20 protein-coding genes and 2 rRNA genes (1 of these 22 only partly in view) are annotated in these 23,756 nt (G+C 68.2%); 17 read left to right on the top strand and 5 right to left on the bottom strand.

The window, feature by feature from the left end:
- The 10 genes from AB5J55_RS24265 to AB5J55_RS24310 all read left to right on the top strand — a co-directional run.
- Positions 1 to 2,214 (top strand): 23S ribosomal RNA (locus AB5J55_RS24265); it begins 908 nt to the left of the window's first position.
- A 94-nt stretch (positions 2,215 to 2,308) separates the two neighbouring features.
- Positions 2,309 to 2,425: ribosomal RNA gene (gene rrf, locus AB5J55_RS24270) — 5S ribosomal RNA — on the top strand.
- Between the two features lie 70 nt (positions 2,426 to 2,495).
- Positions 2,496 to 3,161: an HAD family hydrolase gene (locus AB5J55_RS24275; protein ID WP_369272682.1), complete on the top strand. Its 666-nt coding sequence runs from the start codon at positions 2,496 to 2,498 to the stop codon at positions 3,159 to 3,161.
- Between the two features lie 69 nt (positions 3,162 to 3,230).
- The gene (locus tag AB5J55_RS24280; protein ID WP_369272683.1) at positions 3,231 to 4,442 is read left to right on the top strand and encodes an MFS transporter; all 1,212 of its coding nucleotides are present in this window, start codon (positions 3,231 to 3,233) and stop codon (positions 4,440 to 4,442) included.
- Complete coding sequence (locus AB5J55_RS24285) at positions 4,393 to 5,565, top strand: acetoin utilization protein AcuC (RefSeq protein WP_369272684.1); 1,173 nt, start codon at positions 4,393 to 4,395, stop codon at positions 5,563 to 5,565. The genes AB5J55_RS24280 and AB5J55_RS24285 overlap by 50 nt, the downstream gene beginning before the upstream one ends.
- A 291-nt stretch (positions 5,566 to 5,856) precedes the next feature.
- The gene (locus AB5J55_RS24290) at positions 5,857 to 6,672 is read left to right on the top strand and encodes a phosphatase (RefSeq protein ID WP_369272685.1); all 816 of its coding nucleotides are present in this window, start codon (positions 5,857 to 5,859) and stop codon (positions 6,670 to 6,672) included.
- Positions 6,673 to 6,801: 129 nt separating this feature from the next.
- On the top strand, positions 6,802 to 7,014 hold the full coding sequence (locus AB5J55_RS24295) for a helix-turn-helix domain-containing protein (RefSeq protein WP_004984898.1): 213 nt from the start codon (positions 6,802 to 6,804) through the stop codon (positions 7,012 to 7,014).
- Positions 7,015 to 7,170: 156 nt separating this feature from the next.
- A complete protein-coding gene (locus tag AB5J55_RS24300) occupies positions 7,171 to 7,269 on the top strand; it encodes an AURKAIP1/COX24 domain-containing protein (RefSeq protein ID WP_003948845.1) in 99 nt (32 codons plus the stop codon).
- Between the two features lie 293 nt (positions 7,270 to 7,562).
- Positions 7,563 to 8,624: an NAD-dependent epimerase/dehydratase family protein gene (locus tag AB5J55_RS24305; protein ID WP_369272686.1), complete on the top strand. Its 1,062-nt coding sequence runs from the start codon at positions 7,563 to 7,565 to the stop codon at positions 8,622 to 8,624.
- A 14-nt stretch (positions 8,625 to 8,638) separates the two neighbouring features.
- Positions 8,639 to 9,691, top strand: coding sequence for a lysophospholipid acyltransferase family protein (locus AB5J55_RS24310; RefSeq protein WP_369272687.1), 1,053 nt, complete (start codon positions 8,639 to 8,641; stop codon positions 9,689 to 9,691).
- 130 nt (positions 9,692 to 9,821) lie between these two features.
- Here AB5J55_RS24310 and AB5J55_RS24315 read toward each other — a convergent pair whose 3' ends face one another.
- The 3 genes from AB5J55_RS24315 to AB5J55_RS24325 form a co-directional block, all read right to left on the bottom strand.
- Positions 9,822 to 11,063 (bottom strand): DUF5667 domain-containing protein, encoded by a 1,242-nt coding sequence (locus AB5J55_RS24315; protein WP_369272688.1) that lies wholly within the window; start codon positions 11,061 to 11,063, stop codon positions 9,822 to 9,824.
- Positions 11,064 to 11,309: 246 nt separating this feature from the next.
- Entirely contained in the window at positions 11,310 to 12,083 is a 774-nt protein-coding gene (locus AB5J55_RS24320) for an ECF subfamily RNA polymerase sigma factor, BldN family (RefSeq protein ID WP_369272689.1), read from the bottom strand.
- A gap of 969 nt (positions 12,084 to 13,052) precedes the next feature.
- Positions 13,053 to 13,973 carry an HAD family hydrolase gene (locus AB5J55_RS24325; RefSeq protein ID WP_369272690.1) on the bottom strand — a complete coding sequence of 307 codons (921 nt, stop codon included), beginning with the start codon at positions 13,971 to 13,973 and terminating at the stop codon, positions 13,053 to 13,055.
- Between the two features lie 153 nt (positions 13,974 to 14,126).
- Between AB5J55_RS24325 and AB5J55_RS24330 the strand changes: the two genes are divergently transcribed.
- The 5 genes from AB5J55_RS24330 to AB5J55_RS24350 all read left to right on the top strand — a co-directional run bounded on the left by AB5J55_RS24330 (position 14,127) and on the right by AB5J55_RS24350 (position 19,893).
- Positions 14,127 to 14,414 carry a glutaredoxin family protein gene (locus AB5J55_RS24330; RefSeq protein ID WP_369272691.1) on the top strand — a complete coding sequence of 96 codons (288 nt, stop codon included), beginning with the start codon at positions 14,127 to 14,129 and terminating at the stop codon, positions 14,412 to 14,414.
- A 280-nt stretch (positions 14,415 to 14,694) separates the two neighbouring features.
- Positions 14,695 to 15,468, top strand: coding sequence for a redox-sensing transcriptional repressor Rex (locus AB5J55_RS24335; RefSeq protein WP_369272692.1), 774 nt, complete (start codon positions 14,695 to 14,697; stop codon positions 15,466 to 15,468).
- The gene (locus tag AB5J55_RS24340; RefSeq protein ID WP_369272693.1) at positions 15,465 to 17,234 is read left to right on the top strand and encodes a glutamyl-tRNA reductase; all 1,770 of its coding nucleotides are present in this window, start codon (positions 15,465 to 15,467) and stop codon (positions 17,232 to 17,234) included. Before AB5J55_RS24335 ends, AB5J55_RS24340 begins: the two co-directional genes overlap by 4 nt.
- On the top strand, positions 17,231 to 18,190 hold the full coding sequence (gene hemC / locus AB5J55_RS24345; RefSeq protein WP_369272694.1) for a hydroxymethylbilane synthase: 960 nt from the start codon (positions 17,231 to 17,233) through the stop codon (positions 18,188 to 18,190). Before AB5J55_RS24340 ends, hemC begins: the two co-directional genes overlap by 4 nt.
- Positions 18,187 to 19,893 carry a uroporphyrinogen-III synthase gene (locus tag AB5J55_RS24350; protein WP_369272695.1) on the top strand — a complete coding sequence of 569 codons (1,707 nt, stop codon included), beginning with the start codon at positions 18,187 to 18,189 and terminating at the stop codon, positions 19,891 to 19,893. The genes hemC and AB5J55_RS24350 overlap by 4 nt, the downstream gene beginning before the upstream one ends.
- A gap of 101 nt (positions 19,894 to 19,994) precedes the next feature.
- Here the strand turns inward: AB5J55_RS24350 and AB5J55_RS24355 are convergent, their stop codons facing one another.
- Positions 19,995 to 21,380 (bottom strand): FAD-binding oxidoreductase, encoded by a 1,386-nt coding sequence (locus AB5J55_RS24355; RefSeq protein WP_369272696.1) that lies wholly within the window; start codon positions 21,378 to 21,380, stop codon positions 19,995 to 19,997.
- Between the two features lie 225 nt (positions 21,381 to 21,605).
- Between AB5J55_RS24355 and hemB the strand changes: the two genes are divergently transcribed.
- The gene (gene hemB, locus AB5J55_RS24360; RefSeq protein ID WP_369272697.1) at positions 21,606 to 22,598 is read left to right on the top strand and encodes a porphobilinogen synthase; all 993 of its coding nucleotides are present in this window, start codon (positions 21,606 to 21,608) and stop codon (positions 22,596 to 22,598) included.
- A gap of 319 nt (positions 22,599 to 22,917) precedes the next feature.
- Entirely contained in the window at positions 22,918 to 23,274 is a 357-nt protein-coding gene (locus AB5J55_RS24365) for a DUF805 domain-containing protein (RefSeq protein ID WP_369272698.1), read from the top strand.
- A 24-nt stretch (positions 23,275 to 23,298) separates the two neighbouring features.
- On the opposite strand, the gene AB5J55_RS24370 is transcribed toward AB5J55_RS24365, so the two are convergent.
- Positions 23,299 to 23,493: a hypothetical protein gene (locus tag AB5J55_RS24370; protein WP_369272699.1), complete on the bottom strand. Its 195-nt coding sequence runs from the start codon at positions 23,491 to 23,493 to the stop codon at positions 23,299 to 23,301.
- Positions 23,494 to 23,756: the final 263 nt, after the last annotated feature.

Here is a 23,756-nt window from a genome sequence, read left to right on the forward strand (position 1 = left end):
CTGGTTCTCCCCGAAATGCATTTAGGTGCAGCGTCGTGTGTTTCTTGCCGGAGGTAGAGCACTGGATAGGCGATGGGCCCTACCGGGTTACTGACCTTAGCCAAACTCCGAATGCCGGTAAGTGAGAGCGCGGCAGTGAGACTGTGGGGGATAAGCTCCATGGTCGAGAGGGAAACAGCCCAGAGCATCGACTAAGGCCCCTAAGCGTACGCTAAGTGGGAAAGGATGTGGAGTCGCAGAGACAACCAGGAGGTTGGCTTAGAAGCAGCCACCCTTGAAAGAGTGCGTAATAGCTCACTGGTCTAGTGATTCCGCGCCGACAATGTAGCGGGGCTCAAGCGTACCGCCGAAGTCGTGTCATTGCGATATGTACCCCCAACGGGGATCGTGATGGGTAGGGGAGCGTCGTGTGCCGGGTGAAGCAGCACCGGAAGGTAGTTGTGGACGGTTCACGAGTGAGAATGCAGGCATGAGTAGCGATTCACACGTGAGAAACGTGTGCGCCGATTGACTAAGGGTTCCTGGGTCAAGCTGATCTGCCCAGGGTAAGTCGGGACCTAAGGCGAGGCCGACAGGCGTAGTCGATGGATAACCGGTTGATATTCCGGTACCCGCTGTGAAGCGTCAAACATTGAATCGGGCGATGCTAAGTCCGTGAAGCCGCCCTGGAGCCTTCGGGCAAAGGGGAGTGGTGGAGCCGACGGACCAGACCTGTAGTAGGTGAGTGATGGGGTGACGCAGGAAGGTAGTCCATCCCGGGCGGTGGTTGTCCCGGGGTAAGGGTGTAGCCCGAGTGGTAGGTAAATCCGCCATTCATACAGGGTGAGACCTGATGCCGAGCCGATTGTGGTGAAGTGGATGATCCTATGCTGTCGAGAAAAGCCTCTAGCGAGTTTCATGGCGGCCCGTACCCTAAACCGACTCAGGTGGTCAGGTAGAGAATACCGAGGCGTTCGGGTGAACTATGGTTAAGGAACTCGGCAAAATGCCCCCGTAACTTCGGGAGAAGGGGGGCCACGCTTGGTGAGAGGACTTGCTCCTCGAGCTGGGGGTGGCCGCAGAGACCAGCGAGAAGCGACTGTTTACTAAAAACACAGGTCCGTGCGAAGCCGTAAGGCGATGTATACGGACTGACGCCTGCCCGGTGCTGGAACGTTAAGGGGACCGGTTAGTCAGGATTCGTCCTGGCGAAGCTGAGAACTTAAGCGCCAGTAAACGGCGGTGGTAACTATAACCATCCTAAGGTAGCGAAATTCCTTGTCGGGTAAGTTCCGACCTGCACGAATGGCGTAACGACTTCTCGACTGTCTCAACCATAGGCCCGGTGAAATTGCACTACGAGTAAAGATGCTCGTTTCGCGCAGCAGGACGGAAAGACCCCGGGACCTTTACTACAGTTTGATATTGGTGTTCGGTTCGGCTTGTGTAGGATAGGTGGGAGACTTTGAAGCGGGCACGCCAGTGTTCGTGGAGTCGCCGTTGAAATACCACTCTGGTCGTGCTGGATGTCTAACCTGGGTCCGTGATCCGGATCAGGGACAGTGTCTGATGGGTAGTTTAACTGGGGCGGTTGCCTCCTAAAGAGTAACGGAGGCGCCCAAAGGTTCCCTCAGCCTGGTTGGCAATCAGGTGTTGAGTGTAAGTGCACAAGGGAGCTTGACTGTGAGACCGACGGGTCGAGCAGGGACGAAAGTCGGGACTAGTGATCCGGCGGTGGCTTGTGGAAGCGCCGTCGCTCAACGGATAAAAGGTACCCCGGGGATAACAGGCTGATCTTCCCCAAGAGTCCATATCGACGGGATGGTTTGGCACCTCGATGTCGGCTCGTCGCATCCTGGGGCTGGAGTCGGTCCCAAGGGTTGGGCTGTTCGCCCATTAAAGCGGTACGCGAGCTGGGTTTAGAACGTCGTGAGACAGTTCGGTCCCTATCCGCTGCGCGCGCAGGAATATTGAGAAGGGCTGTCCCTAGTACGAGAGGACCGGGACGGACGAACCTCTGGTGTGCCAGTTGTTCTGCCAAGGGCATGGCTGGTTGGCTACGTTCGGGAGGGATAACCGCTGAAAGCATCTAAGCGGGAAGCCTGCTTCGAGATGAGTATTCCCACCCACTTGATGGGGTAAGGCTCCCAGTAGACGACTGGGTTGATAGGCCGGATCTGGAAGCACGGTAACGTGTGGAGGTGACCGGTACTAATAGGCCGAGGGCTTGTCCTCAGTTGCTCGCGTCCACTGTGTTGGTTCTGAAACCACGAACAGCCCCATGCCAGGCCACGGTATGGTGCGGCATGGTTCGACAGTTTCATAGTGTTTCGGTGGTTATAGCGTGAGGGAAACGCCCGGTTACATTCCGAACCCGGAAGCTAAGCCTTACAGCGCCGATGGTACTGCAGGGGGGACCCTGTGGGAGAGTAGGACGCCGCCGAACAAATTTTAGAAAAGGCCCACACCTTATGGTGTGGGCCTTTTCGCATTTCAGGGTCTATTAGGGTCTGGGCATGCGCTATGACCTCGTCATCTTCGACAACGACGGTGTGCTCGTCGACAGCGAGCCCATTTCCAACCGGATGCTCGCCGCGTACCTCACCGAGCTGGGGCATCCGACCTCGTACGAGGAATCCATTCGGGATTACATGGGCTCTGCCATGCATCGGATTCATGAGTTGGTGCTGGAGCGGACAGGGCAGCGGCTTCCCGGGGACTTTGATGACGTCTTCCATGCGCGTGTGTTCGCCGCCTTCGAGCGGGAGTTGAAGGCGGTGGCCGGTGCGGCCGAAGTACTCGAGAAGCTTGGTGGGGACGGTGTGCCGTACTGCGTGGCGTCGTCCGGGAGCCATGAGCGGATTCGGGTGGGGCATCGGACGACGGGGCTTGAGCGGTTCTTCGATGAGGGGCGGATCTTCAGCTCGCAGGACGTGGGACGGGGGAAGCCGGCGCCGGATCTGTTTCTGTACGCGGCCGAGCGGATGGGGGTCGCGCCGGAGCGGTGTGTCGTTGTCGAGGACAGTCCGCTGGGGGTGGAGGCTGCTGTGGCGGCGGGGATGGACGTGTACGGGTTCACCGCGATGACACCCGCCGCGAAGCTGGCCAAGGCCAGTCGACTCTTCGCCGACATGGGCGAGTTGGTCGACCTGCTGGCGTTGCCCGACGAGCGCGACGCCTAGCAAACTTGAGGGAGATTCATCTTTGGCTGGATCTACCCACCAGTACCCCGGGGCCTTACGCTCGCCGCCATGACTGATGTGCTGCGGCGCGGTAGGGCCTCGTTGGCGTTCGGCTTCTTCGCTCAGGGAGTTGCCTTTGCCCTGCTCGTGACCCGGATTCCGGCCATCCAGGACCGGTACGGCGTCTCCGACGCGCTGCTGCCCGCCTTTCTTGCCGCCGTACCGATCCTGGCCGGCGTCGGGAGTGTGACGACCGAGCGGCTGGTGAAGCGGATACCGCCGAGCCGGGTGCTGCGGTGGTCCCAGCCCGTCGTGCTCCTGGCGCTGCTCGGGGTCGCGGCGGGGGAGCGGATGGTGGTGCTGGGGCTCGCACTGGCCGCGTTCGGGCTGGCCGTGGGCGCGCTCGATGCCTCGATGAACATGCTCGGGGTGAGTCTGCAGCGGTCGTACGGGCGCAGCATCATGCTCAGCTTCCACGCCGTGTACAGCCTGGGCGGGATCGTCGGCGCCTCGTTGGCCTGGGTGGGGGCGCATTGGGATCTGGCGCTGGTCGTGTCGTATCTGCCGGTTGTCGTGGTCTTGTTGCCGGCCGCGCTGGTGGGGAGTCGGTGGTACGTCGACGGTGGGAGCGGCGCCGTGGCGGAGGAAGCGGGTGAGGGTGGGCCCGTTGTGTTCAAGATGCTGTTGCCGCTGTGTCTGGTGATGACATTCGCGTACATCGGCGACTCGACCGTCTCCAACTGGAGCGCGAAGTATCTCGCGGACGTGCTGGGGAGCTCGGAGCAGATGGCGACCGTGCCGTACAACGTCTATATGGTCACCACGCTGCTGGGGCGGGCCATCGGGGACTTCGGGGTGCGGCGGTTCGGGGCTGTCGCGGTCGTGCGGATGGGGTCCGTGGTGGCGGCCGTCGGGTTCGCGGTGGTGGCCGGGGCGCCGGGGGCGTGGGTGGGGATGCTGGGGTTCACGCTGCTCGGGCTGGGATTGTGTGTGCTGGTGCCGCAGACCTTCGCGGCGGCCGGGCGGTTGTTCCCGGGGGCTTCTGATACGGCCATTGCGCGGCTCAATGTGTTCAATTACGTGGGGTTTTTGATCGGCTCACCTTTGGTGGGTGCACTGGGGGATGCGTGGAACTATCGCGGGGCGATGCTTGTGCCGATGGTGTTGGTGCTGGTGACGCTTGTGTACGCCCGTTCGTTCGCCGCTCAACCGGACCGATACGGTGGCGGGCATGAGCGGCCGAGCACAGCTGATGTGGGACGAGGCAGTAACGGGCTATGACTTCGGCCGGGACCATCCGATGGACCCGGTCCGGCTCGCGCTGACCCGGAGACTCGTCGATGCCTTCGGGCTGGACAAGGACGTGGATGTCGTCTCGGCGCAACCGGCCGGGGAGTCGACCCTGCGGCTGGTGCATCGGGAGGACTACATCGAGGCCGTGAAGGCGGCTTCGGCGAACCCGGCGGCGGCGGATCAGTCGTACGGGCTCGGGACGCTGGATGACCCCGCGTTCGCGGGGATGCACGAGGTGTCGGCGCTCATCGCCGGGCAGTCGGTGGGGGCGGCGGAGGCCGTGTGGCGGGGTGAGGCGCTGCATGCGGTGAACTTCGCCGGTGGGCTGCACCATGCAATGCCGGGGGGTGCGTCGGGGTTCTGTATCTACAACGACGCCTCGCTGGCCATTGCCCGGCTGCTGGAGTTGGGGGCCGAGCGGGTCGCGTACATCGATGTCGACGTGCATCACGGGGATGGGGTGCAGGCGGCGTTCTGGGCAGATCCGCGGGTGTTGACGATTTCGTTGCACGAGCATCCTCGTACGTTGTTTCCGCAGACCGGGTGGCCGGAGGAGACGGGTGCGGAGGCGGCTGAGGGGTCGGCCGTGAATGTGGCGTTGCCGGCCGGGACCGGGGATGCGGGGTGGCTGCGGGCGTTCCATGCTGTCGTGCCGGAGTTGATCGGTGACTTTCGGCCGCAGGTGCTGGTGACTCAGCATGGGGCTGACACGCACTTCGAGGATCCGCTTGCGCACCTTGCCGTTTCGCTGGATGCGCAGCGGGCTGTGCAGGTGGCCTGTCATGAGCTGGCGCACGAGTACGCCGACGGGAAGTGGGTGGCGCTGGGTGGGGGCGGATATGCGGTGGTGGAGGTTGTGCCGCGGTCGTGGACTCATCTGGTGGGGATTGCTGCGGGGCGGGCGATTGAGCCTGAGGCGATGATTCCGGAGGGGTGGCGGCAGGAGGTCTTTGCGCGGACTCGGCAGTTGGGGCCGGCGCGGATGACGGATGGGCGGTGGCCCATTTCCTGGGGGGACTGGGAGGCGGGGTACGACCCTGCGGATCGGTTGGATCAGGCGGTGCTGGCTACTCGGCGGGCGGTGTTTCCGTTGCGGGGGCTGTTGCCGTAGGTGGGGTGGGAGCCTCGTGGGTTTCGCCCCCGCCGCCCCTACCCGTCCCGTCCTTGAAGGGGCTCCCGGCCCTTCGACCCCGGACCTGGGGGCTGCCGCCCCCACACCCCCGCTATCGGCCTGAACGGCCTCGTCCTCAAACGCCGGACGGGCTGAAATACCCGGACCGGCGCCGAGAACGTGCCGCCGGCGGGCGCGCAGCCCCAGGGCGGGCCGGCCCCGTTAGCCCAACTGTGCGGCCTTTCCCCATTCCTCCGCCCCTTCCCCGTTCCGTCCGTCACCATCGCTCACGTGGTGAGTCGCGGAGCGCTTCGTGCCCATCTTCTGGATGCTCGGCTGGCCGGGGTCGTGGCTACTTCTCGGGAGGTGAGTCTGAGGAGTTATCGGCTGTTCGCGGCCGGCGATCCGCGTGTGGTTATCGGGCTTGATCCTGCGGGGAGTTGGCGGCAGCGGGATTTGATTGCGTTGATGGCGGACAGGTGCGGGGTTTCGGCCGATCCGGCATGCGTATCTGGACTGGATGTGATCGATCCGGAGCGGACTTTGACCGGTTTGGATGCCTTCGCCGATCGGGTCGCGGCCGCCGCCCAGCGCAGCGCGCCCGTGCTGCTCGGTACCGGGCATCCGCATCGACTGCTCGGGTTCTACGCCGCCTTGGCGGACGCGTTGTCGGCGGCGGGATGTGCCGTACTCACCCCTGCGCATGGTCGCTGTGTCGACATAACGACCCGGTTCGGTCTACGCACGTACAACCTTGCCTACGTACGAGGAGTCGCGTTGGTGCGGGAACCCGACCTCTCTCGCCCCGGTTGTGAGCCCGGCGCACACACGCACTCACCGCTCCCGGTTCGTACCGCGCTGGCTGCCGCGGCGGAGGCCGGCGGGCCGTTGCCGGAGCTGGTGATCGGGGATCACGGGTGGGTCTGCGGGGCAGGTCAGCTGGGGTTTGAGGCGATTGGGCTGGCCGATACCGATGACCCCGCGCTCTTCGTGGGGGAGGCCGAGGGGGCCGTGTCCGCCGTCGTTCCACTTGATGACGCTGTGCGGTCTGATTACTACCGGCCGCTTACCCGCTACGTACTCAATCGAGCGTGTCTGTCACAGTAGGCCGCCGATGGGTGCACCTCTTCCCCACTCGCATCACACGCCCCTACCCTGGGGAGTGAGCACGCAACGACGAAGAGTCACCGGAAGGGGAAGCCGGTGGCCGTCGAGTGCGGAAGGTTCAGGTGTGTCATGGCTGCAGCTGGCGAGAGGCCTCTGAACGAGGTTCAGTTCCTTACCGTGGCGGAAGTCGCCTCGGTGATGCGAGTGTCGAAGATGACCGTGTACCGGCTGGTGCACAGTGGTCATCTGCCCGCGATCCGGGTGGGGCGGTCCTTCCGCGTCCCCGAGCAAGCGGTTCACGAGTACCTCCGCGAGAGTTACGTGGGGGTGGAAACCGCCTGACAGCGACGGGTGAGGGGGGATCCTCAGGGCATTGCGGGATCCCCCCTCGTCCCCTCGATTACGACCTCAGCGCTCGGGCGGGTAGGCTAGCCCCTCGTAGGTCGTATGGGCCCATGGCGCCCAACGCCGAGTGATGAGAAGTGAGCGAGGGTAGTCGTGGGCTCTGTTATCAAGAAGCGGCGCAAGCGGATGGCTAAGAAGAAGCACCGCAAGCTGCTCAAGCGCACGCGCGTTCAGCGTCGCAACAAGAAGTAAGCGGCGCGCTGCGAAAGCGGCGTGACGTGTTTGTGGCCCCCCACCGGATCCGGTGGGGGGCCACACGCTTTTTTGGGGCCGGTGGGTGAGACCGTGGAAGGGGATGTGCGATGAGTCGAACTTCGTACGTATGCCTGTACACATGCCTGGTCCGTCTGGTCGTACGCATGGAATTCCCGTCACTTCATGCATTGGGCGGTCATCACAGCGCAACGTCGACCCGCTAAGTTGGCCGCACAAGGGGAACTCGGGGAACTCGGCAGGGTACGAGTGCTGGAAGGAAGGCGCTGATCTTGGGCAAGGTCGTGCTCGTGACCGGAGTGGCCCGTCAACTGGGGGGCCGGTTCGTACGACGGATCCAGCGTGACCCGCAGGTGGACCGGGTGGTCGCCGTGGACGCGGTCCCGCCCGAGCATCATCTGGGCGGCGCCGACTTCATCCAGGCCGACATCCGGCAGCCCACCATCGCGCGGGTGCTGGCCGAGAGCGGCGCGGACACCGTCGTGCACATGGACGTGACCGGGACCGCGCTCGGCAGCGGCAGCCGGACCATGGTCAAGGAGACCAACGTCATCGGGACGATGCAGCTGCTCGGCGCCTGCCAGAAGTCCCCCAACGTCAAGCGGCTGGTGGTCAAGTCCAGCACGAACGTCTACGGGTCAGCGCCCCGCGACCCGGCCGTCTTCACGGAGACCACGCCGCCCAAGTCGCTGCCCAGCGGCGGCTTCGCCAAGGACGCCGTCGAGGTGGAGGGCTATGTGCGCGGGTTCGCGCGGCGGCGGCCGGACGTGGCCGTGTGCGTGCTGCGGTTCGCCAACATCCTCGGCCCGACCGCGGACACACCGCTCGCCTCGTACTTCTCGCTGCCGGTCCTGCCGACCGTGTTCGGCTACGACCCACGGCTGCAGTTCGTCCACGAGGACGACGTGATCGAGGTGCTGCGCATCGCCTCGCACGAGCCGGCGCGGGGCACGCTCAACAGCGGCACCTTCAACATCGCCGGCGACGGTGTCCTGCTGCTCTCGCAGTGCTCCCGGCGCCTGGGCCGCCCCACCGTGCCGCTGCTGCTTCCCGCGGTGACATGGGCGGGCTCCCTGGTGCGTACGCTGGGTATGTCGGACTTCTCGCCGGAACAGATCCGGCTGCTCACGCACGGCCGGGTGGTGGCGACGGACCAGATGCGAGAGACGCTCGGATTCAAGCCGAAGTACACGACGGCGGAGACCTTCGCGGACTTCGCGCGCAGCCGCGCGCCGGGCCTGCTCCCGCCGGAGGCCCTTGCCGGGGCCGTCGACCGGATCGCCGCAGCGCCCGTCCTGGGCGGCGGAAACCCCCCGACGCAGAGCGCCAACTGAGGAGCGCATCAACGATGGCGGACGCCAAGGTCATTCCGTTCGACGACGACCGGTCCCGCGGGAGCGCCGTGCAGCGGCCTTCGCGGCGCCGGAGCGCGGGGAGCCGGCGCAAGAACGGTGAATCCGCGCTGGTACGCGAGGTCCAGCCCCTCCCGGGACGGGCCTTCGCGCAGGATGATGTTCCTGTGACACGTGAGGAAGAGCCGCCCCGCAAGGCCCAGGACGACGGCGGCCTGGAGCGGCGGATCGCGAGCGGCCTGGCCTTCCTGCGCCGCCGCCTCACCGGGGACTACGAGGTCGACGACTTCGGGTACGACGAGGAACTCACCGACCAGGTCCTGATGTCCCTGCTGCGCCCGGTGTACGAGAACTACTTCCGGGTCGAGGTGAAGGGTGTCGAGAACATCCCGGCCGAGGGTGGCGCGCTGATCGTCGCCAACCACTCCGGCACGCTGCCGCTGGACGGCCTGATGATGCAGGTCGCCGTGCACGACCACCATCCCGCGGGCCGGCACCTGCGCCTGCTCGCGGCCGACCTGGTCTTCATGCTGCCGGTGGTCAACGAACTCGCTCGCAAGCTCGGCCACACCCTCGCCTGCGCCGAGGACGCCGAGCGGCTGCTGGCGCAGGGCGAGTTGGTCGGCGTGATGCCGGAGGGCTTCAAGGGCATCGGCAAGCCCTTCAGCGAGCGCTACAAGCTGCAGCGCTTCGGCCGGGGCGGCTTCGTCTCCACGGCCCTGCGCCAGGGCACCCCGATCATCCCGTGCTCGATCGTCGGGGCCGAGGAGATCTACCCGATGATCGGCAACGCGAAGACGCTGGCCCGCCTGCTGGGCTTCCCGTACTTCCCGCTGACGCCGACCTTCCCGTGGCTGGGCCCGCTGGGTGCGATTCCGTTGCCGACCAAGTGGACGATCCAGTTCGGTGAGCCGATTCCAACGGACGGCTATCCGCCGGAGGCGGCCGAGGATCCGATGCTGATGTTCAACTTGACGGACCAGGTCAGGGAGCAGATCCAGCACACGCTGTACAAGTTGCTGGTGCAGCGGCGGTCGGTGTTCTTCTGATCGGCGTACTCGTGGTCGGTGTACTCGTGGTCGGTGTTCTTCCGATACGACGTTCTTCCGATACGTCGACGGGGGCGCCCCCTCGTGAGAGGGGGCGCCCCCGTCGACGTATGACCTGGCTCTACGGCTGCTAGTTCGCGTCCTCGCTGTCGATGCCCAGGCCGGGCAGGAGGCCCGGGAGGAGGGGCGGGAGGGTGACGGCGGGCTCGGTGCTCGGGGTGGACGTGGATGGTGAGGCGCTGCCGGTGTCCTTCGGCGGGTCGAGCAGGCCGCCGGTGTTTCCGCCGAGCAGACCTTCGCCCTCGCCGGTGGAGCCCTCGGCCGACTTGCTGGGGCTGCTCGACCGGTTGCCGTCGGACGAGCCGCTGCCGCCCGCGCTGGGGCGGGCCGACCGGTCGGATCCGGACGTACCTGTGGATGCCGATCCGGAACCGCCCTGCCGCTTTCCGTCGCCGCCCTGCGCCGGGGTCGGCGGGAGGAGGGACTGCAGCGGGGCGACCTCTTCGTCTATGGCGTCGAAGACCGAGGACACCTGGTCACTGACGTCCCCGAGCTGGAGGGGAAGCCGCTCGCGCAGGACGCCCCACGCCGCTCGGTGCGAGCGTGAGAAGGCGGAGAGGGCCTGGATGGGCCCCAGGGAGCCCGGGTCGCGCTTGTACGCCTCACGGAGCAGGCGGTGCCCCTCCGAGGCGTCGTGGCGCATGCCGGACAGGGCACGGCGGACCTCGCCGACCGACTCATGGTCGAGCTGTCCGCCGCGGCCACGCTCCATCAGCCTGCGGGCCTCGCTCAGCCGGGTGGAGGCCTGATCGAGATATGTTCGCCCGCGCTCGTCGTCGCCATCGGCCAGGACGTTGAGCTTGAAGTCCTCGATGCCGCGCTTGAGGCCGTAGAGATTGTCACCGGGCAGGGCCTCGGAACTCGCGGCGGCGACTCCGCCGAAGGCCCCCGCGGCGACTCCTACGCTGAGCCCGCCCGCGGTCAGGCCCTTGGCCAGCCGGGAACGCGGCCGGAACTTGCCCAGCGGGGACGCCCGGTGAGCGCCCCGGGCCCGATGCGAACGCTGCTCGGGCAGGGCGGGACTCGCCTCGCCCGCCGCGGTGCCCTCCTGCATCATGGCCTCCATCGCGGCCACGAGCTGGGCCCGCTGGACGACCTTGACCTCCGGGTCGAGCACGGGCTTGGGCAGCTCGTCCAGACTCGTGGTGAGGGCCAACAGGCGCCCCTGCTCGGTCTGTTCCGCAGCAGCCGGTGCCGGTGCCGATACATCGCACTGCTCGGCCTGCTCGGCCGCCGAGACCCGGTCGGTCAGCTCCTCCAGGGCCTGGGCGAAGGCGTTCGCCCGCCGGTGCGCCGATACGTTCGCGATCACTGGCGGCACCTCCTCTCGTCATCACGGTCGACTCCCCAGGGGGTCCTGAGGGTTGCACGCCCTGACCGAATCCACGCGATCGAGTGATCAGAGTCGGCCAGAGAGTGACCACAGGGAGCCTGCATCCCGCACAACGAGTGGCTTGGCACTTGGGTTACGGACGGAGGATGAACGGGTCGCGAAGTCAACGGACTTTCACCGAGGGTGAGTTGAAGTAGCGGAGTGTGCTGGTTCGGTAGGGGCCGCTCAGCGGGCGTCTTCCGGGAGCAGCCGGGCGAGGGTGCGCACGGCGCGGTACTGGAGGGTCTTGATGGCGCCCTCGTTCTTGCCCATGACACGGGCGGTCTCGGCGACGGAGAGGCCCTGGAGGAATCGGAGGGTGACGCACTCCTGCTGCTGCGGGTTGAGGCGTCGTACGGCCTCGAGGAGGGCGGCGTTGGAGAGGGACTCGAGGACGGAGTCCTCCGGGGAGCGCTCGACCTCGTTGGCGTCGAGCATCTCGCCGGTGGTCACCTCCAGCCGGAAGCGGCTGGACTTGAAGTGGTCGGCGACGAGGTTGCGGGCGATGGTGACGAGCCAGGCGCCGAAGTCCCGGCCCTGCCAGGTGAAGGTGCCGATCCGGCGGAGTGCGCGCAGAAAGGTCTCGCTCGTGAGGTCCTCGGCGGTGGCCTTACCTCCCACCCGGTAATAGATGTAGCGGTAGACGGTGTCGCTGTACTGGTCGTAGAGCCGGCCGAACGCGTCGGCCTCGCCGGCCTGCGCGCGTTCCACGAGATCCATCATTCGAGCGCTGTCGCTGTCGGCGGCCGGCCGGCGGGTGGTTGTTGCGCCGGTCGAGCGTCCGCGTCTGCCGACGGCGGCGCTGCCGTCGGCGAGCGCGTAGCACGGGCCTACGGGCGCGGTGGTTACGGCGAGGGCGGGGACGGCGTACGCGGTGGGGACGAAGCCGCGCAACAGGTTGTGGACCGTTGCGCGCAGCGTAGCCAGGCCCGAGGCGTCAACCCCGACGTGTGGGTACACGGGACTCCCAGAGGCAGAGCTTCCATCACGTGCAGTGCGGGACCGTTCACCCGTCGTAGCGACGGAGGGGTACCGGATTGCGTCTGAGGAGAATAACGCTTCGTGCAGGCACTGCTACGCCCAGTTGCTCAAATCATCGATTGCGTCTCTTCTGTAACCGATTGACGTCCTATCAAGTGCCGGAGCGTGACCGGTTGTTGATCGAAGTCGTCCGTGTTCCGGCTTACTCCAGGGCGTGTTGTGGCCGTGTGCAGCCAAGGGGACTGGACAGGGGGTTGTGGGGGTAGGAGGTGCGGATTGGCCGGCCGCCCGGGCGTGGTCAACTTGCTGCTCCCGGGCGTTCCTCGCCCCCGCCGCCCCTACCCTTCCCGTCCTTGAAGGGGCGCTGCCCCTTCGACCCCGGTCCCCTGGGGACTGCCGCCCCCAGACCCCCGCTTCGGCCTGAACGGCCTCGTCCTCAAACGCCGGACGGGCTGAAAACCCGGGCCGGCGCCGAGAAGTGCCGTCCGCGCTCGTGCACCGCCCCCTGCGGGTGGGTGGGGGTTGGGGATGGCACAGCCCTCGTCCTCAGATGCCGGACGGGCCGAAGTGCCTGGACCGGCGCCGAGGGGGGACCGTCCGCGCTCGTGCACCGCCCCCTGCGGGTGGCTGGGGGTTGGGGATGGCGCGCAGCCCTCGTCCCCAGATGCCGGACGGGCCGAAGTGCCTGGACCGGCGCCGAGGGGGGACCGTCTGCGCTCGTGCACCGCCCCCTGCGGGTGGCTGGGGGTTGGGGATGGCGCGCAGCCCTCGTCCTCGGATGCCGGACGGGCCGAAGTGCCTGGACCGGCACTGGAACGTGACCTGCGGAGTGGCCGTGGCGGCGCGCCCTTCGGTACGTCCCCGACCCGCGACGAAACCGTTGGCGCTACGCGAACCCCCATCTGGCGGCACGGGCCGCCGAAGGCATCGGCCCGTAGCCGAAGAGCGCTATCGCCGCCGTCTGTGCAATGCGATTGCCGCTGCCGTGCCCCCGGCGACCGCGCCCACGCCCGCCGCCGCCGGGATGCCGACCTTCGCGGCCTTTCGGCCGGTGCGGTAGTCGCGTAGGCGCCAGTCCAGCTTTCGGGCGTGTTTGCGGAGCTTGGTGTCGGGGTTGATGGCGTAGGGGTGGCCGACGAGGGAGAGCATCGGGATGTCGTTGTGGGAGTCGCTGTAGGCCGCGCAGCGGGAGAGGTCCAGGCCCTCCGCGGAAGCCAGGGCGCGGACGGCCTCCGCCTTCGCCGGGCCGTGCAGCGGTTCGCCGACCAGCTTGCCGGTGTAGACGCCGTCCACTGATTCGGCCACCGTGCCGAGGGCGCCCGTCAGGCCGAGGCGGCGGGAGATCACCTGGGCGATCTCGACCGGGGCGGCCGTGACCAGCCACACCTTCTGGCCCGCGTCCAGGTGCGCCTGGGCAAGGGCGCGCGTACCCGGCCAGATGCGCTCGGCCATGTACTCGTCGTAGATCTCCTCGCCGATCGAGGTCAGCTCGGCGACGCGGTGGCCCTTCACGATCGACAGGGCCGAGTCGCGGGCGTCCTGCATGTGCTCCGGGTCCTCGACCCCCGCCAGCCGGAACCACGCCTGCTGCCAGGCGAACTTGGCGAGGTCGCGTGTCTCGAAGAACTTCCGCTTGTACAGGCCCCGGCCGAAGTGGAAGAGGGCAGCACCTTGCATCACGGTGTTGTCCAGGTCGAAGAAGGCGGCGGCTTGCTCGTCGCCGAGCACCGGGAACTCCGGCTCGACGGCGGAGACCTCCGTCGCTTCCTGCGACGACTTGCGCGCTGCCTCCGCCGAAGCCTCGCCAGCCAACACGCTCCGCGCCGTGGCGGAACGCCTACGGGGAGTGAGCCATCCAAGAGCGGCCATGACCGTGAGCATAGCCAGTTTGTTCGGTGCTTCCGGAGTCGAGAGGTTTGGAGGTTGTGAACTCTCCGCGACCGCGTAGTTAAACAGCGTGGTGATGCGTCGCATCAGCACCCGTTCGGCGTCCGCCCCGCATTCGCGCGCCGGCGCGCGAGAATGGCTGACATGAGCCCCCTCTTTCGTCGCGCCGCAGCCAAATCCCCCCAGGACCGGCTCGTCACCCTCATCGGCAAGCCCGATTGTCATCTGTGTGATGAGGCACAGATCGTCGTCCGGAAGGTGTGTGCCGAGCTGGGGGTTCCGTGGGAGCTGAAGGACATCAACCAGGACCCCCAACTCCACGGCCAGTACTGGGAACAGATCCCCGTCGTCCTCGTCGACGGCGCCCAGCACACGTTCTGGCGCGTGAACGAGGATCGCCTCCGCAAAGCACTGACCGGGTAGTCCAACTACTCCGAAAACGGCTTAGGATCGACGGCGACTTGGTCTCGGGGGCGGGGATCGTTGAGGAGAGTGTGCGGTTTTGCCCTCAAGAGTTGAGGAACGGTGGTGCGTATGCGCCGGTTCCACACCAGTGCGCCGGGCGTGCGTGAGCCCGGTCACGTTGGGCGGGCAAATCGGACACCATCTTTGTGCACGCGTTCACAAAGACATAGCCTGCATTCGACGGGGCGGTCTAGGTACGTGTGACCGCCTGCCCCCACGCTCTACCCGCAGGAGCACCGTGGCAACTGGCCGAACTCACCGACCGGCGACCCGCAGCCGAGGGATTCCCGAGGCCACCGTCGCCAGGCTTCCGCTGTACCTCCGCGCCCTGACCGCACTGTCGGAGCGCTCGGTACCCACGGTCTCCTCCGAGGAGCTCGCGGCCGCGGCGGGGGTCAACTCCGCCAAGCTGCGCAAGGACTTCTCGTACCTCGGGTCGTACGGAACGCGCGGTGTCGGCTACGACGTCGAGTATCTCGTCTACCAGATCTCCCGCGAACTGGGCCTGACCCAGGACTGGCCGGTTGTGATCGTCGGTATCGGTAACCTCGGCGCCGCGCTCGCCAACTACGGCGGCTTCGCCTCCCGTGGCTTCCGGGTCGCCGCGCTCATCGACGCCGACCCGGCCATGGCCGGCAAGCCCGTCGCCGGGATCCCCGTGCAGCACTCCGACGACCTGGAAAAGATCATCCAGGACAACGGCGTGTCGATCGGTGTCATCGCCACCCCCGCCGGTGCCGCCCAGCCGGTCTGCGACCGGCTCGTGGCCGCCGGGGTCACCTCCATCCTGAACTTCGCGCCGACCGTGCTGACCGTCCCGGACGGCGTCGACGTGCGCAAGGTCGACCTTTCCATCGAGCTGCAGATCCTCGCCTTCCACGAGCAGCGCAAGGCAGGCGAGGAAGCCCACGCCCACGCCGACGGCGCCGGACCGGCCGCCGTCACCCGCGAGTCCGACCGATCCACCGACCAGGGGCCGGACGGGGAAGTACCCGCCGTGATGCCGGCATGAGTCTCCTCGTCGTAGGGCTGAGCCACCGCAGCGCCCCGGTCAGCGTCCTGGAGCGCGCTGCGCTGAGCGCGGACGCCCAGATCAAGCTGCTGCAGGACACCGTCGCCGCCGAACCGGCCACCGAGGCCGCCGTGCTGGCCACCTGCAACCGCATCGAGCTGTACGCCGACGTGGACAAGTTCCACGCCGGTGTCGCCGAGTTGTCCACGCTGCTCGCCCAGCACAGCGGGGTGGGGCTGGAAGAGCTCACGCCCTACTTGTACGTCCACTACGAGGACCGGGCCGTCCACCATCTGTTCTCGGTGGCCTGCGGCCTCGACTCCATGGTCGTCGGGGAGGGGCAGATCCTCGGGCAGATCAAGGACTCCCTCGCCAAGGCGCAGGAGCTGCACAGCGCCGGACGGCTGCTGAACGACCTGTTCCAGCAGGCCCTGCGGGTCGGCAAGCGCGCCCACTCCGAGACCGGCATCGACCGCGCCGGCCAGTCCCTGGTCACCTTCGGCCTGGAGCAGCTCGCGGGCGGCATGGACGTCGCGGCGTGGGCCCGCGGCAGGAAAGCCCTGGTCATCGGGGCCGGCTCGATGTCCTCGCTGGCCGCCGCCACGCTCGCGCGTGCCGGTGTCGCCGAGATCGTCGTCGCCAACCGCACCTACGACCGCGCCGAGCGCCTCGCAGCCCTGCTCGGAGAGCAATACGCCCAGGGCCTTGGTGAGACCGACGGTACGGACGTGCCGGCCCGCGCGGTACCGATGGAGTCGGTGCCGGTCGAGCTGACACGTGCAGATGTCGTCGTCTCCTGCACCGGAGCGACCGGACTCGTCCTCACGGCCGAGGAGATCGCCGCAGGCGTGGAGGGCCGTACCGGTCAGCCGGTCGCCTTCGAGGAAGCCGGCGACAGCGGTCGTACGGCTGCCAAGGCGCCGGCCGCCAGGAGCGGCGCCGACGCCGCCGACGTACGGCAGACTCCGCTGCCGCCCACCAGCGTCGGCACCGACGAGGACTGCCCGCTGGATCTCGGCTCCGTGCAGGGAGGTTTCTCTGTCATGGGGGAGGCCGCCGTCGCCGGTATGGACGCGGCCACCCTGGAGCAGCACGCGGCCTGGGCCGCGGGCAGCGCCGTCGACCGTCGTGAGGCCGCCCGGCGCAGCCCCGAGGCCGACGCCGAGCTGATCACCGCGCTCGCCGCGACCGTGGCCACCGTCGGCCGGATCCCCGAGCGCCGCAAGCCCGAGCCGGTCGTCGAGGCGTCCCGCCCCGCTCCGGTGCTCGCCCTGCTCGACCTCGCCATGCCCCGCGACATCGACGCCGCCGTGCACCGGCTGACCGGGGTGCGGCTGGTCGACATCGAGTCGCTGGCGGAAGCCTCCGCCGACGCTCCGATGGCGGCCGACGTCGACCAGGTCCGCCGTATCGTCTCCGACGAGGTCGCGGCCTTCGGGGCGGCTCAGCGGGCCGCGCACATCACGCCCACCGTCGTCGCGCTGCGCACGATGGCCGCCGATGTCGTGGCGAGCGAGATCGCCCGGCTGGAGGGGCGGCTGCCCGGGCTCGACGACAAGCACCGCGGCGAGATCACGCAGACCGTCAAGCGCGTGGTCGACAAGCTGCTGCACGCGCCGACCGTGCGGGTCAAGCAGCTCGCGGCGGAGCCGGGCGGCGCGGGGTACGCGGATGCCCTGAGGACCCTGTTCGACCTCGACCAGGAGACGGTGGCCTCCGTCTCGCGCGCCGAGGACAGCACCGAGAAAGACCGAGGCCCACGATGACTCAGCAGGCACTACGGCTCGGCACCAGGCGCAGCAGGCTCGCCATGGCCCAGTCCGGGCAGGTCGCGGACGCCGTCAGCCAGGTGACCGGACGGCCCGTCGAGCTGGTCGAGATCACCACGTACGGCGATGTCTCGCGCGAGGCGCTCGCGCAGATCGGCGGCACCGGCGTCTTCGTCACCGCCCTGCGCGACGCGCTCCTCAAGGGCGAGGTCGACTTCGCGGTCCACTCCTTGAAGGACCTGCCGACCACGCAGCCCGAGGAACTGGTCCTCGCGGCCGTTCCCGAGCGGGAGGACCCGCGCGATGTGATCGTCGCGCAGGACGCACTGAAGCTCACCGACCTGCCGCGCGGGGCGCGCATCGGTACGGGTTCGCCGCGCCGGATGGCGCAGCTCAACGCGTATGCGCGCAGCCACGGGCTGGACATCGAGACGGTCGCGATCCGCGGGAACGTGGATACGCGGATCGGGTACGTGCGCGATGGTGAGCTGGATGCGGTGGTGCTGGCCGCGGCCGGCCTGAGCCGTATCGGCCGCATCGACGAAGTGACCGACTTCCTGTCGGTCGACACTGTTTTGCCCGCCCCCGGCCAGGGGGCACTGGCGATCGAGTGCACCGCGGACAACGCGGACCTGATCGCCGCGCTCGGGGAACTCGACGACCCGTTCACACGGGTCGCAGTGACCGCCGAGCGCTCACTGCTCGCCGCCCTGGAGGCCGGTTGCAGTGCACCTGTGGGTGCGCTGGCCGACCTTCTGGCCGACGGGCAGATTGTCAAGGAAATGCGCCTGCGGGGCGTCGTCGGCACGACCGACGGCACTCGTATGGTGCAGCTGTCCACCACCGGTCCCGTGCCCGAGACGCACGACCAAGCGCTTGCGCTCGGTCGCGAACTCGCCTCCGAGATGCTTGCCCAGGGCGCGGCCGGTCTGATGGGGGAGCGAGCACAGTGAGCCCCACCACCCTTCCCGCCGGCCTTGAACACGGGCACGTCACCTTCCTCGGTGCCGGACCCGGGGATCCGGGGCTGCTGACTCTGCGCGCCGTCGAAGCGCTGGCGAACGCGGACGTACTGGTCGCCGAGCACGAGGTGCTCGACGTCGTACGTCAGCACGCCAGGCAAGGCGTCGCCGAAGTGCACACGGACACGGGTCCCGATACGGACGCCGCTGTGGGCACAGGCGCGCCTCAGCTGGCGGTTGTTGACGGCGCGTCAACAACCGCTGGGCTACCCGCAGTGCGGGATGCCGCACATCTTGTCATGGAGGCCGCACGGGGCGGCAGGCGGGTCGTGCGTGCGGTGTCCGGTGATCCCGGGCTCGACACGTACGCCGCCGAGGAGATGCTGGCGTGTGCCGCGGCGGGCGTGCCGTTCGAGGTCGTGCCGGGTGTCGCCGCTGCCGTGGGCGTGCCCGCGTATGCCGGCGTGCCGCTGCGGGACGCGCAGGGCGCGGACGTGCGGTTCGTGGACGCGCGGACGGCTTCGGACCGCTGCTGGACGGAGGTCGGGGCGTCGGACGGGACGGTCGTCGTCTCGACGACGCTGGATTCCGTGGGCGCGGCCGCCGGTGAGCTGGTGTCGGCGGGGCGCAAGCCCGATACGCCGATGACGGTGACCGTCGCCGGTACGACCACCCGGCAGCGGACCTGGACCGCGACCCTCGGGACCATCGCCCAGACGCTCAAGCAGGCCAAGGTGCTGCCCTCGCCCGAAGGCGGGCGGCCGGTGATAGCCGTGGTCGGTGAGCGTTCCGCCGCCGCCCAGCGCGACCAGCTGTCGTGGTTCGAGTCCAAGCCGCTCTTCGGGTGGCGGGTGCTCGTGCCGCGTACGAAGGAGCAGGCGGCTTCGCTCTCCGACCAGCTGCGGTCGTACGGGGCCGTGCCGCACGAGGTGCCGACGATCGCCGTCGAGCCGCCGCGGACGCCTCAGCAGATGGAGCGGGCGGTCAAGGGGCTCGTCACCGGGCGGTACGAGTGGATCGCCTTCACCTCGGTGAACGCGGTCAAGGCCGTGCGGGAGAAGTTCGAGGAGTACGGGCTCGATGCCCGGGCGTTTGCCGGGATCAAGGTCGCCGCGGTGGGGGAGCAGACCGCGAAGGCGCTGATCGCGTTCGGTGTGAAGCCGGATCTTGTGCCGAGTGGGGAGCAGTCGGCTGCGGGGCTGCTGGAGGACTGGCCGCCGTATGACCCGGTCTTCGACCCTATTGACCGGGTGTTCCTGCCTCGGGCCGATATCGCTACGGAGACCTTGGTCGCCGGGCTCATCGAGCTGGGCTGGGAGGTCGATGACGTCACGGCCTATCGGACCGTGCGGGCTTCGCCGCCGCCGGCCGAGACCCGGGAGGCGATCAAGGGGGGTGGCTTTGATGCCGTTCTCTTCACGTCGTCTTCCACCGTGCGGAACCTGGTGGGGATTGCCGGTAAGCCGCACAACGTGACGGTGATCGCCTGTATCGGGCCGGCCACCGCGAAGACTGCCGAGGAGCATGGGCTTCGGGTGGATGTGATGGCTCCGGAGCCGTCCGTGCACAAGTTGGCCGAGGCGTTGGCCGAGTTCGGGTTGCGGCGGCGGGCCGCGGCGGTTGAGGCGGGGGATCCTGTTACTCGGCCGAGTGAGCGGCGGCCGGGGGCTCGGCGGCGGCGGTCCACGACGTAGGTGTGGGCGGGGTGTTTTTCGCCCCCGCCGCCCCTACCCGTCCCGTCCTTGAAGGGGCAGCGCCCCTTCAAGGACGGGACGGGCTGAAGTGCCCGGACGGGCTACATCGGCACCGTGTGGCCGAAGCGGAGCAGGTTGGATGGGTCGTAGGTGGACTTGTCCTGGCCCAGGCGGGTGTAGGTCTCGGGGGTCCAGGCTCGGGCCCGGTCGGTGGTGTCTCCCGGGGTGCCGTGGATGTTGATCATTGTGTGGCCCGTGCCGTAGGGGGTCATCGCTGTGTACAGGGACCTTGTGGCCATCTCTATGGCCTCGGCTGCCGGTGGGGCTGCCAGGACGCCCACCGATTCCAGGAGGTAGTCCGCGTCCCGGGAGCAGATCGCGTCCTCCAGGCGGGCGGGGCGGGCGAGGGCGCCGCCCATGTGACGGATTTCGACCACGAGTAGGGGGCAGTCGGGGACGTCGGGGCCCACCTGGGAGAGGAATGTGTCGATCGCGTCCGCGGGCAGGTCGCGTAGCAGGGCGCATGCCTCGCGGGCCGGCAGGGGGTCCTGCGGTTCCATGTGGATGCGGTCCAGGGCTGCGTACGGCATCTCCTCCACCATGTCCACCGCCACCGGGGCCGCCGCGCGGATCGGGGCCAGCAGGCGCTCCCCCTCGGCCGGGTCGCCGGGCCAGGCGATCGCGACGCGGGCCCAGAAGCCGCCGCGCAGGGGTTCGGGGATCTCCGGGATGGGCGGGAGCCGGAGGAGGGAGAAGGTGCTGCACATCTCGTCCGGGACGGTCTTTGTCCAGTCGGTCCAGGCGTGCAGTAGTGCCTCCGTGTGCTCGCCCGAGGAGTAGATCCCGCCGCCGAGGATCGTGGACAAGGGCAGCAATTCGCAGACCATCGAGGTCACCACGCCCACATTGCCCTTGCCGCCGCGCAGTGCCCAGAACAGTTCCGGCTCGTGGTCGGGGTCGGACTCGTACAGGGTGCCGTCGGGTGTGGCCACCTGGAATGAGCGGACCAGGTCGGCCGCGTAGCCGTAGGCCCGGCCGAGGACCGGCAGGCCGCCGCCCAGGGTGTAGCCGACCGCGCCCGCGTCCGTGGACGTGCCGGAGAGGGCGGCCAGGCCGTGCGGCGCGGTCGCGTCCATGACGTGCCGCCACTTCGCTCCGGCCGCGATGGTGGCGAGGCGTTGGTCCGTGTCGATGCGTACGTCTGTCATGCGGGCCGTGCTGATCAGCAGGCCGTGGTCGATCGGGAAGTTCGCGCCGTGGCCCGTCGCCTGCACGGCGACCGGAGTGCCGGTGGCCGACGCCCAGCGCAGCGCCATCACGATGTCGTCGACGCCCGTCGCGCCCACCACCACGTCGGGCGTGTGCAGCGCGGCCAGGTTGAAGCCGGTGACCTCGTCGGCGTAGCCGTCGTCGCCGGGGCGCAGGACCGGGCCGTGGATCTCGGAGAGGGCAAAGAGGTCGGGGGTGTTGTGGTGGGTGGCGGTCATCGCGTCCTCCGTGGTGTGTGTGCGTGCGTACGGAGGGACGGCGGCGGCGAGGCGGGTGGGGCGGGGCCGTCGGGGTCCATGTGTGTGGGGGCCAGCGGGGCCCGGGAGGTCTCTCCTTCAGGATGGACCCGGTGAGTGGGGGGCCGCATGCGGGCCGCAGGGGCCGTGTTCCGTCCGACGCCTCGTCGGCAAAGGCACCCGCGACGCGGGCGTAGCGTAGGTGGCATGACGACGTACGGATCCTTCCCCGGTACGCGGCCGCGGCGTCTGCGGACCACCCCCGCCATGCGGCGGATGGTCGCCGAGACCAGGCTGCACCCCGCCGACTTCATCCTCCCGGCCTTCGTACGCGAGGGCGTCAGCGAGCCGGTGCCGATCGCGGCCATGCCGGGGGTCGTCCAGCACACGCGGGACAGCCTGAAGAAGGCCGCTGCCGAAGCGGTGGAGGCCGGCATCTCCGGGATCATGCTCTTCGGGGTCCCCGAGGAGGAGAAGAAGGACGCCCTCGGGACCCCTGGAACCGATCCTGACGGGATTCTCCAGGTCGCCATCCGCGATGTGCGGGCTGAAGTGGGGGACGAGCTTCTCGTCATGTCCGATCTGTGTCTCGACGAGACCACCGATCACGGGCACTGCGGGGTACTGGACGCGGACGGGCGTGTCGACAACGACGCGACCCTGGAGCGGTACGCCGAGATGGCGCAAGTGCAGGCCGACGCCGGAGCCCACGTGGTCGGACCCAGCGGAATGATGGACGGGCAGATCGGCGTCGTCCGGGACGCGCTCGACCAGATCGGGCGGGAGGACGTCGCCGTCCTCGCCTACACCGCCAAGTACGCCTCCGCCTTCTACGGGCCCTTCCGGGAGGCCGTCGCCTCGTCGCTGCAGGGTGACCGGAAGACGTATCAACAGGACCCGGCGAACGCGCGGGAGTCGCTGCGGGAGCTCGCCCTCGACCTGGAGGAGGGTGCCGACATGGTGATGGTCAAGCCGGCCGGACCCTACCTCGACATCCTGGCGCGGGTCGCCGACGCGGTGGACGTACCGGTCGCCGCCTATCAGATCTCCGGCGAGTACTCGATGATCGAGGCCGCCGCCGAGAAGGGCTGGATCGACCGGGACCGGGCCATCCTCGAGACGCTGACCGGCATCAAGAGGGCGGGCGCGCGCAACATTCTGACCTACTGGGCCGTCGAGGCGGCACGGGGACTTCGCTGACGAAACGGCCGACGGCCCGGCAACGGTTCCGGATCGGTCCGGCATCAGAACGCATTCGTTTCGGCCACGGCCAGAACTCGGCCAGGGGTAGTTCCGGTTGCGGCGCCGGATCCGCGCGGGATTACTCGGTGATCTTCGAAGGATCTGTCCTGAATTCGGGCGGTCGCAAAGCGGGCGGGGGCAGGCGGGTGGTCGGGGTTCGGTGCAATGAGCTGCGCAGACAACCGAATTGACGAGGCCCCGTCAGTGTTCGTAGCTTCTGCGCCTGGCCTGATCCGTTCCGGAGGGTCTGTCATGCGTCGATCCCTGGGGGGATGCAGTGAGCTGGTTCGTCGAGGTGCTCAAGAAGTACGCGGTGTTCAGCGGTCGTGCGCGCCGCAAGGAATACTGGATGTTCACGCTGTTCTACCTGATCTTCGAGATCGTGCTGATGGCCGTCGGCTACGCGATCGACTTCCCGGCCCTCGTGGGCATCTTCGTGGTCGCGCTCCTGCTGCCCACCCTGGCCGTCACGGTGCGCCGACTGCACGACACCGATCGCTCGGGCTGGTGGATCCTCATCGGGATCGTCCCGCTCGTCGGCTTCATCGTCATGCTGGTCTTCCTGTGCTCGGACACCCAGCCGGGCGCGAACAAGTTCGGCCCGAGCCCCAAGGAGGTCCCGGCGCACGCGTGATGCCGTGAGCCGGTGATGTGGGCCTCAAGGCCTGGAGGCCGCCCGGACGTTGTCCGGGCGGCCTTTCGCCGTCCCCGGGTCGTGGAGGGCGGCCGGGCCCTCGTCGCGCAGTCCCTCGCCGTCCTCGCACGCGGTCAGCGTGAGCGCGGCGATCGTCACCAGCGTGGCGGCGAGGAGCCGGGCCTGCGGGCGGCGGGCGGGGGGTGCGGACGCGGACATGCGGTGGGCCCTCTCCGTGGGTGGGGTTGGGGTCGGACCCCAGCCTGCGTGATCATCCCTCCCGGCCGCCAGCGTCCGTCGTCAATTCGGGACGCCCGAGCGGCGGGATGCAGGTTGACCTGCGGGGACGTCATGTCCCAACGGCTCGGTGTGGGACGTCCGGAGCGGTGAAACGCCCTGCCGCGCGGCTGCGGAGTCCGTATACCGAAAAGCTGCCTGTAGGCGACACGTAGTTCTCTACGCTGCGGCACGAGCCGTCACGC

This window comes from Streptomyces sp. R11, from assembly GCF_041051905.1.
Taxonomy (GTDB): Bacteria; Actinomycetota; Actinomycetes; order Streptomycetales; family Streptomycetaceae; genus Streptomyces.

What these genes read in the sequence shown, in the direction of transcription:
- AB5J55_RS24330 (WP_369272691.1), top strand. Translation starts at nt 14,127, where the DNA reads ATGGCTGACATGAGCCCCCTCTTTCGTCGCGCCGCAGCCAAATCCCCC.
- AB5J55_RS24275 (WP_369272682.1), top strand. Translation starts at nt 2,496, where the DNA reads ATGCGCTATGACCTCGTCATCTTCGACAACGACGGTGTGCTCGTCGAC.
- AB5J55_RS24295 (WP_004984898.1), top strand. Translation starts at nt 6,802, where the DNA reads ATGGCTGCAGCTGGCGAGAGGCCTCTGAACGAGGTTCAGTTCCTTACC.
- AB5J55_RS24340 (WP_369272693.1), top strand. Translation starts at nt 15,465, where the DNA reads ATGAGTCTCCTCGTCGTAGGGCTGAGCCACCGCAGCGCCCCGGTCAGC.
- AB5J55_RS24310 (WP_369272687.1), top strand. Translation starts at nt 8,639, where the DNA reads ATGGCGGACGCCAAGGTCATTCCGTTCGACGACGACCGGTCCCGCGGG.
- AB5J55_RS24355 (WP_369272696.1), bottom strand. Translation starts at nt 21,380, where the DNA reads ATGACCGCCACCCACCACAACACCCCCGACCTCTTTGCCCTCTCCGAG.
- AB5J55_RS24280 (WP_369272683.1), top strand. Translation starts at nt 3,231, where the DNA reads ATGACTGATGTGCTGCGGCGCGGTAGGGCCTCGTTGGCGTTCGGCTTC.
- AB5J55_RS24285 (WP_369272684.1), top strand. Translation starts at nt 4,393, where the DNA reads ATGAGCGGCCGAGCACAGCTGATGTGGGACGAGGCAGTAACGGGCTAT.
- hemC (WP_369272694.1), top strand. Translation starts at nt 17,231, where the DNA reads ATGACTCAGCAGGCACTACGGCTCGGCACCAGGCGCAGCAGGCTCGCC.
- AB5J55_RS24325 (WP_369272690.1), bottom strand. Translation starts at nt 13,973, where the DNA reads ATGGCCGCTCTTGGATGGCTCACTCCCCGTAGGCGTTCCGCCACGGCG.
- AB5J55_RS24370 (WP_369272699.1), bottom strand. Translation starts at nt 23,493, where the DNA reads ATGTCCGCGTCCGCACCCCCCGCCCGCCGCCCGCAGGCCCGGCTCCTC.
- hemB (WP_369272697.1), top strand. Translation starts at nt 21,606, where the DNA reads ATGACGACGTACGGATCCTTCCCCGGTACGCGGCCGCGGCGTCTGCGG.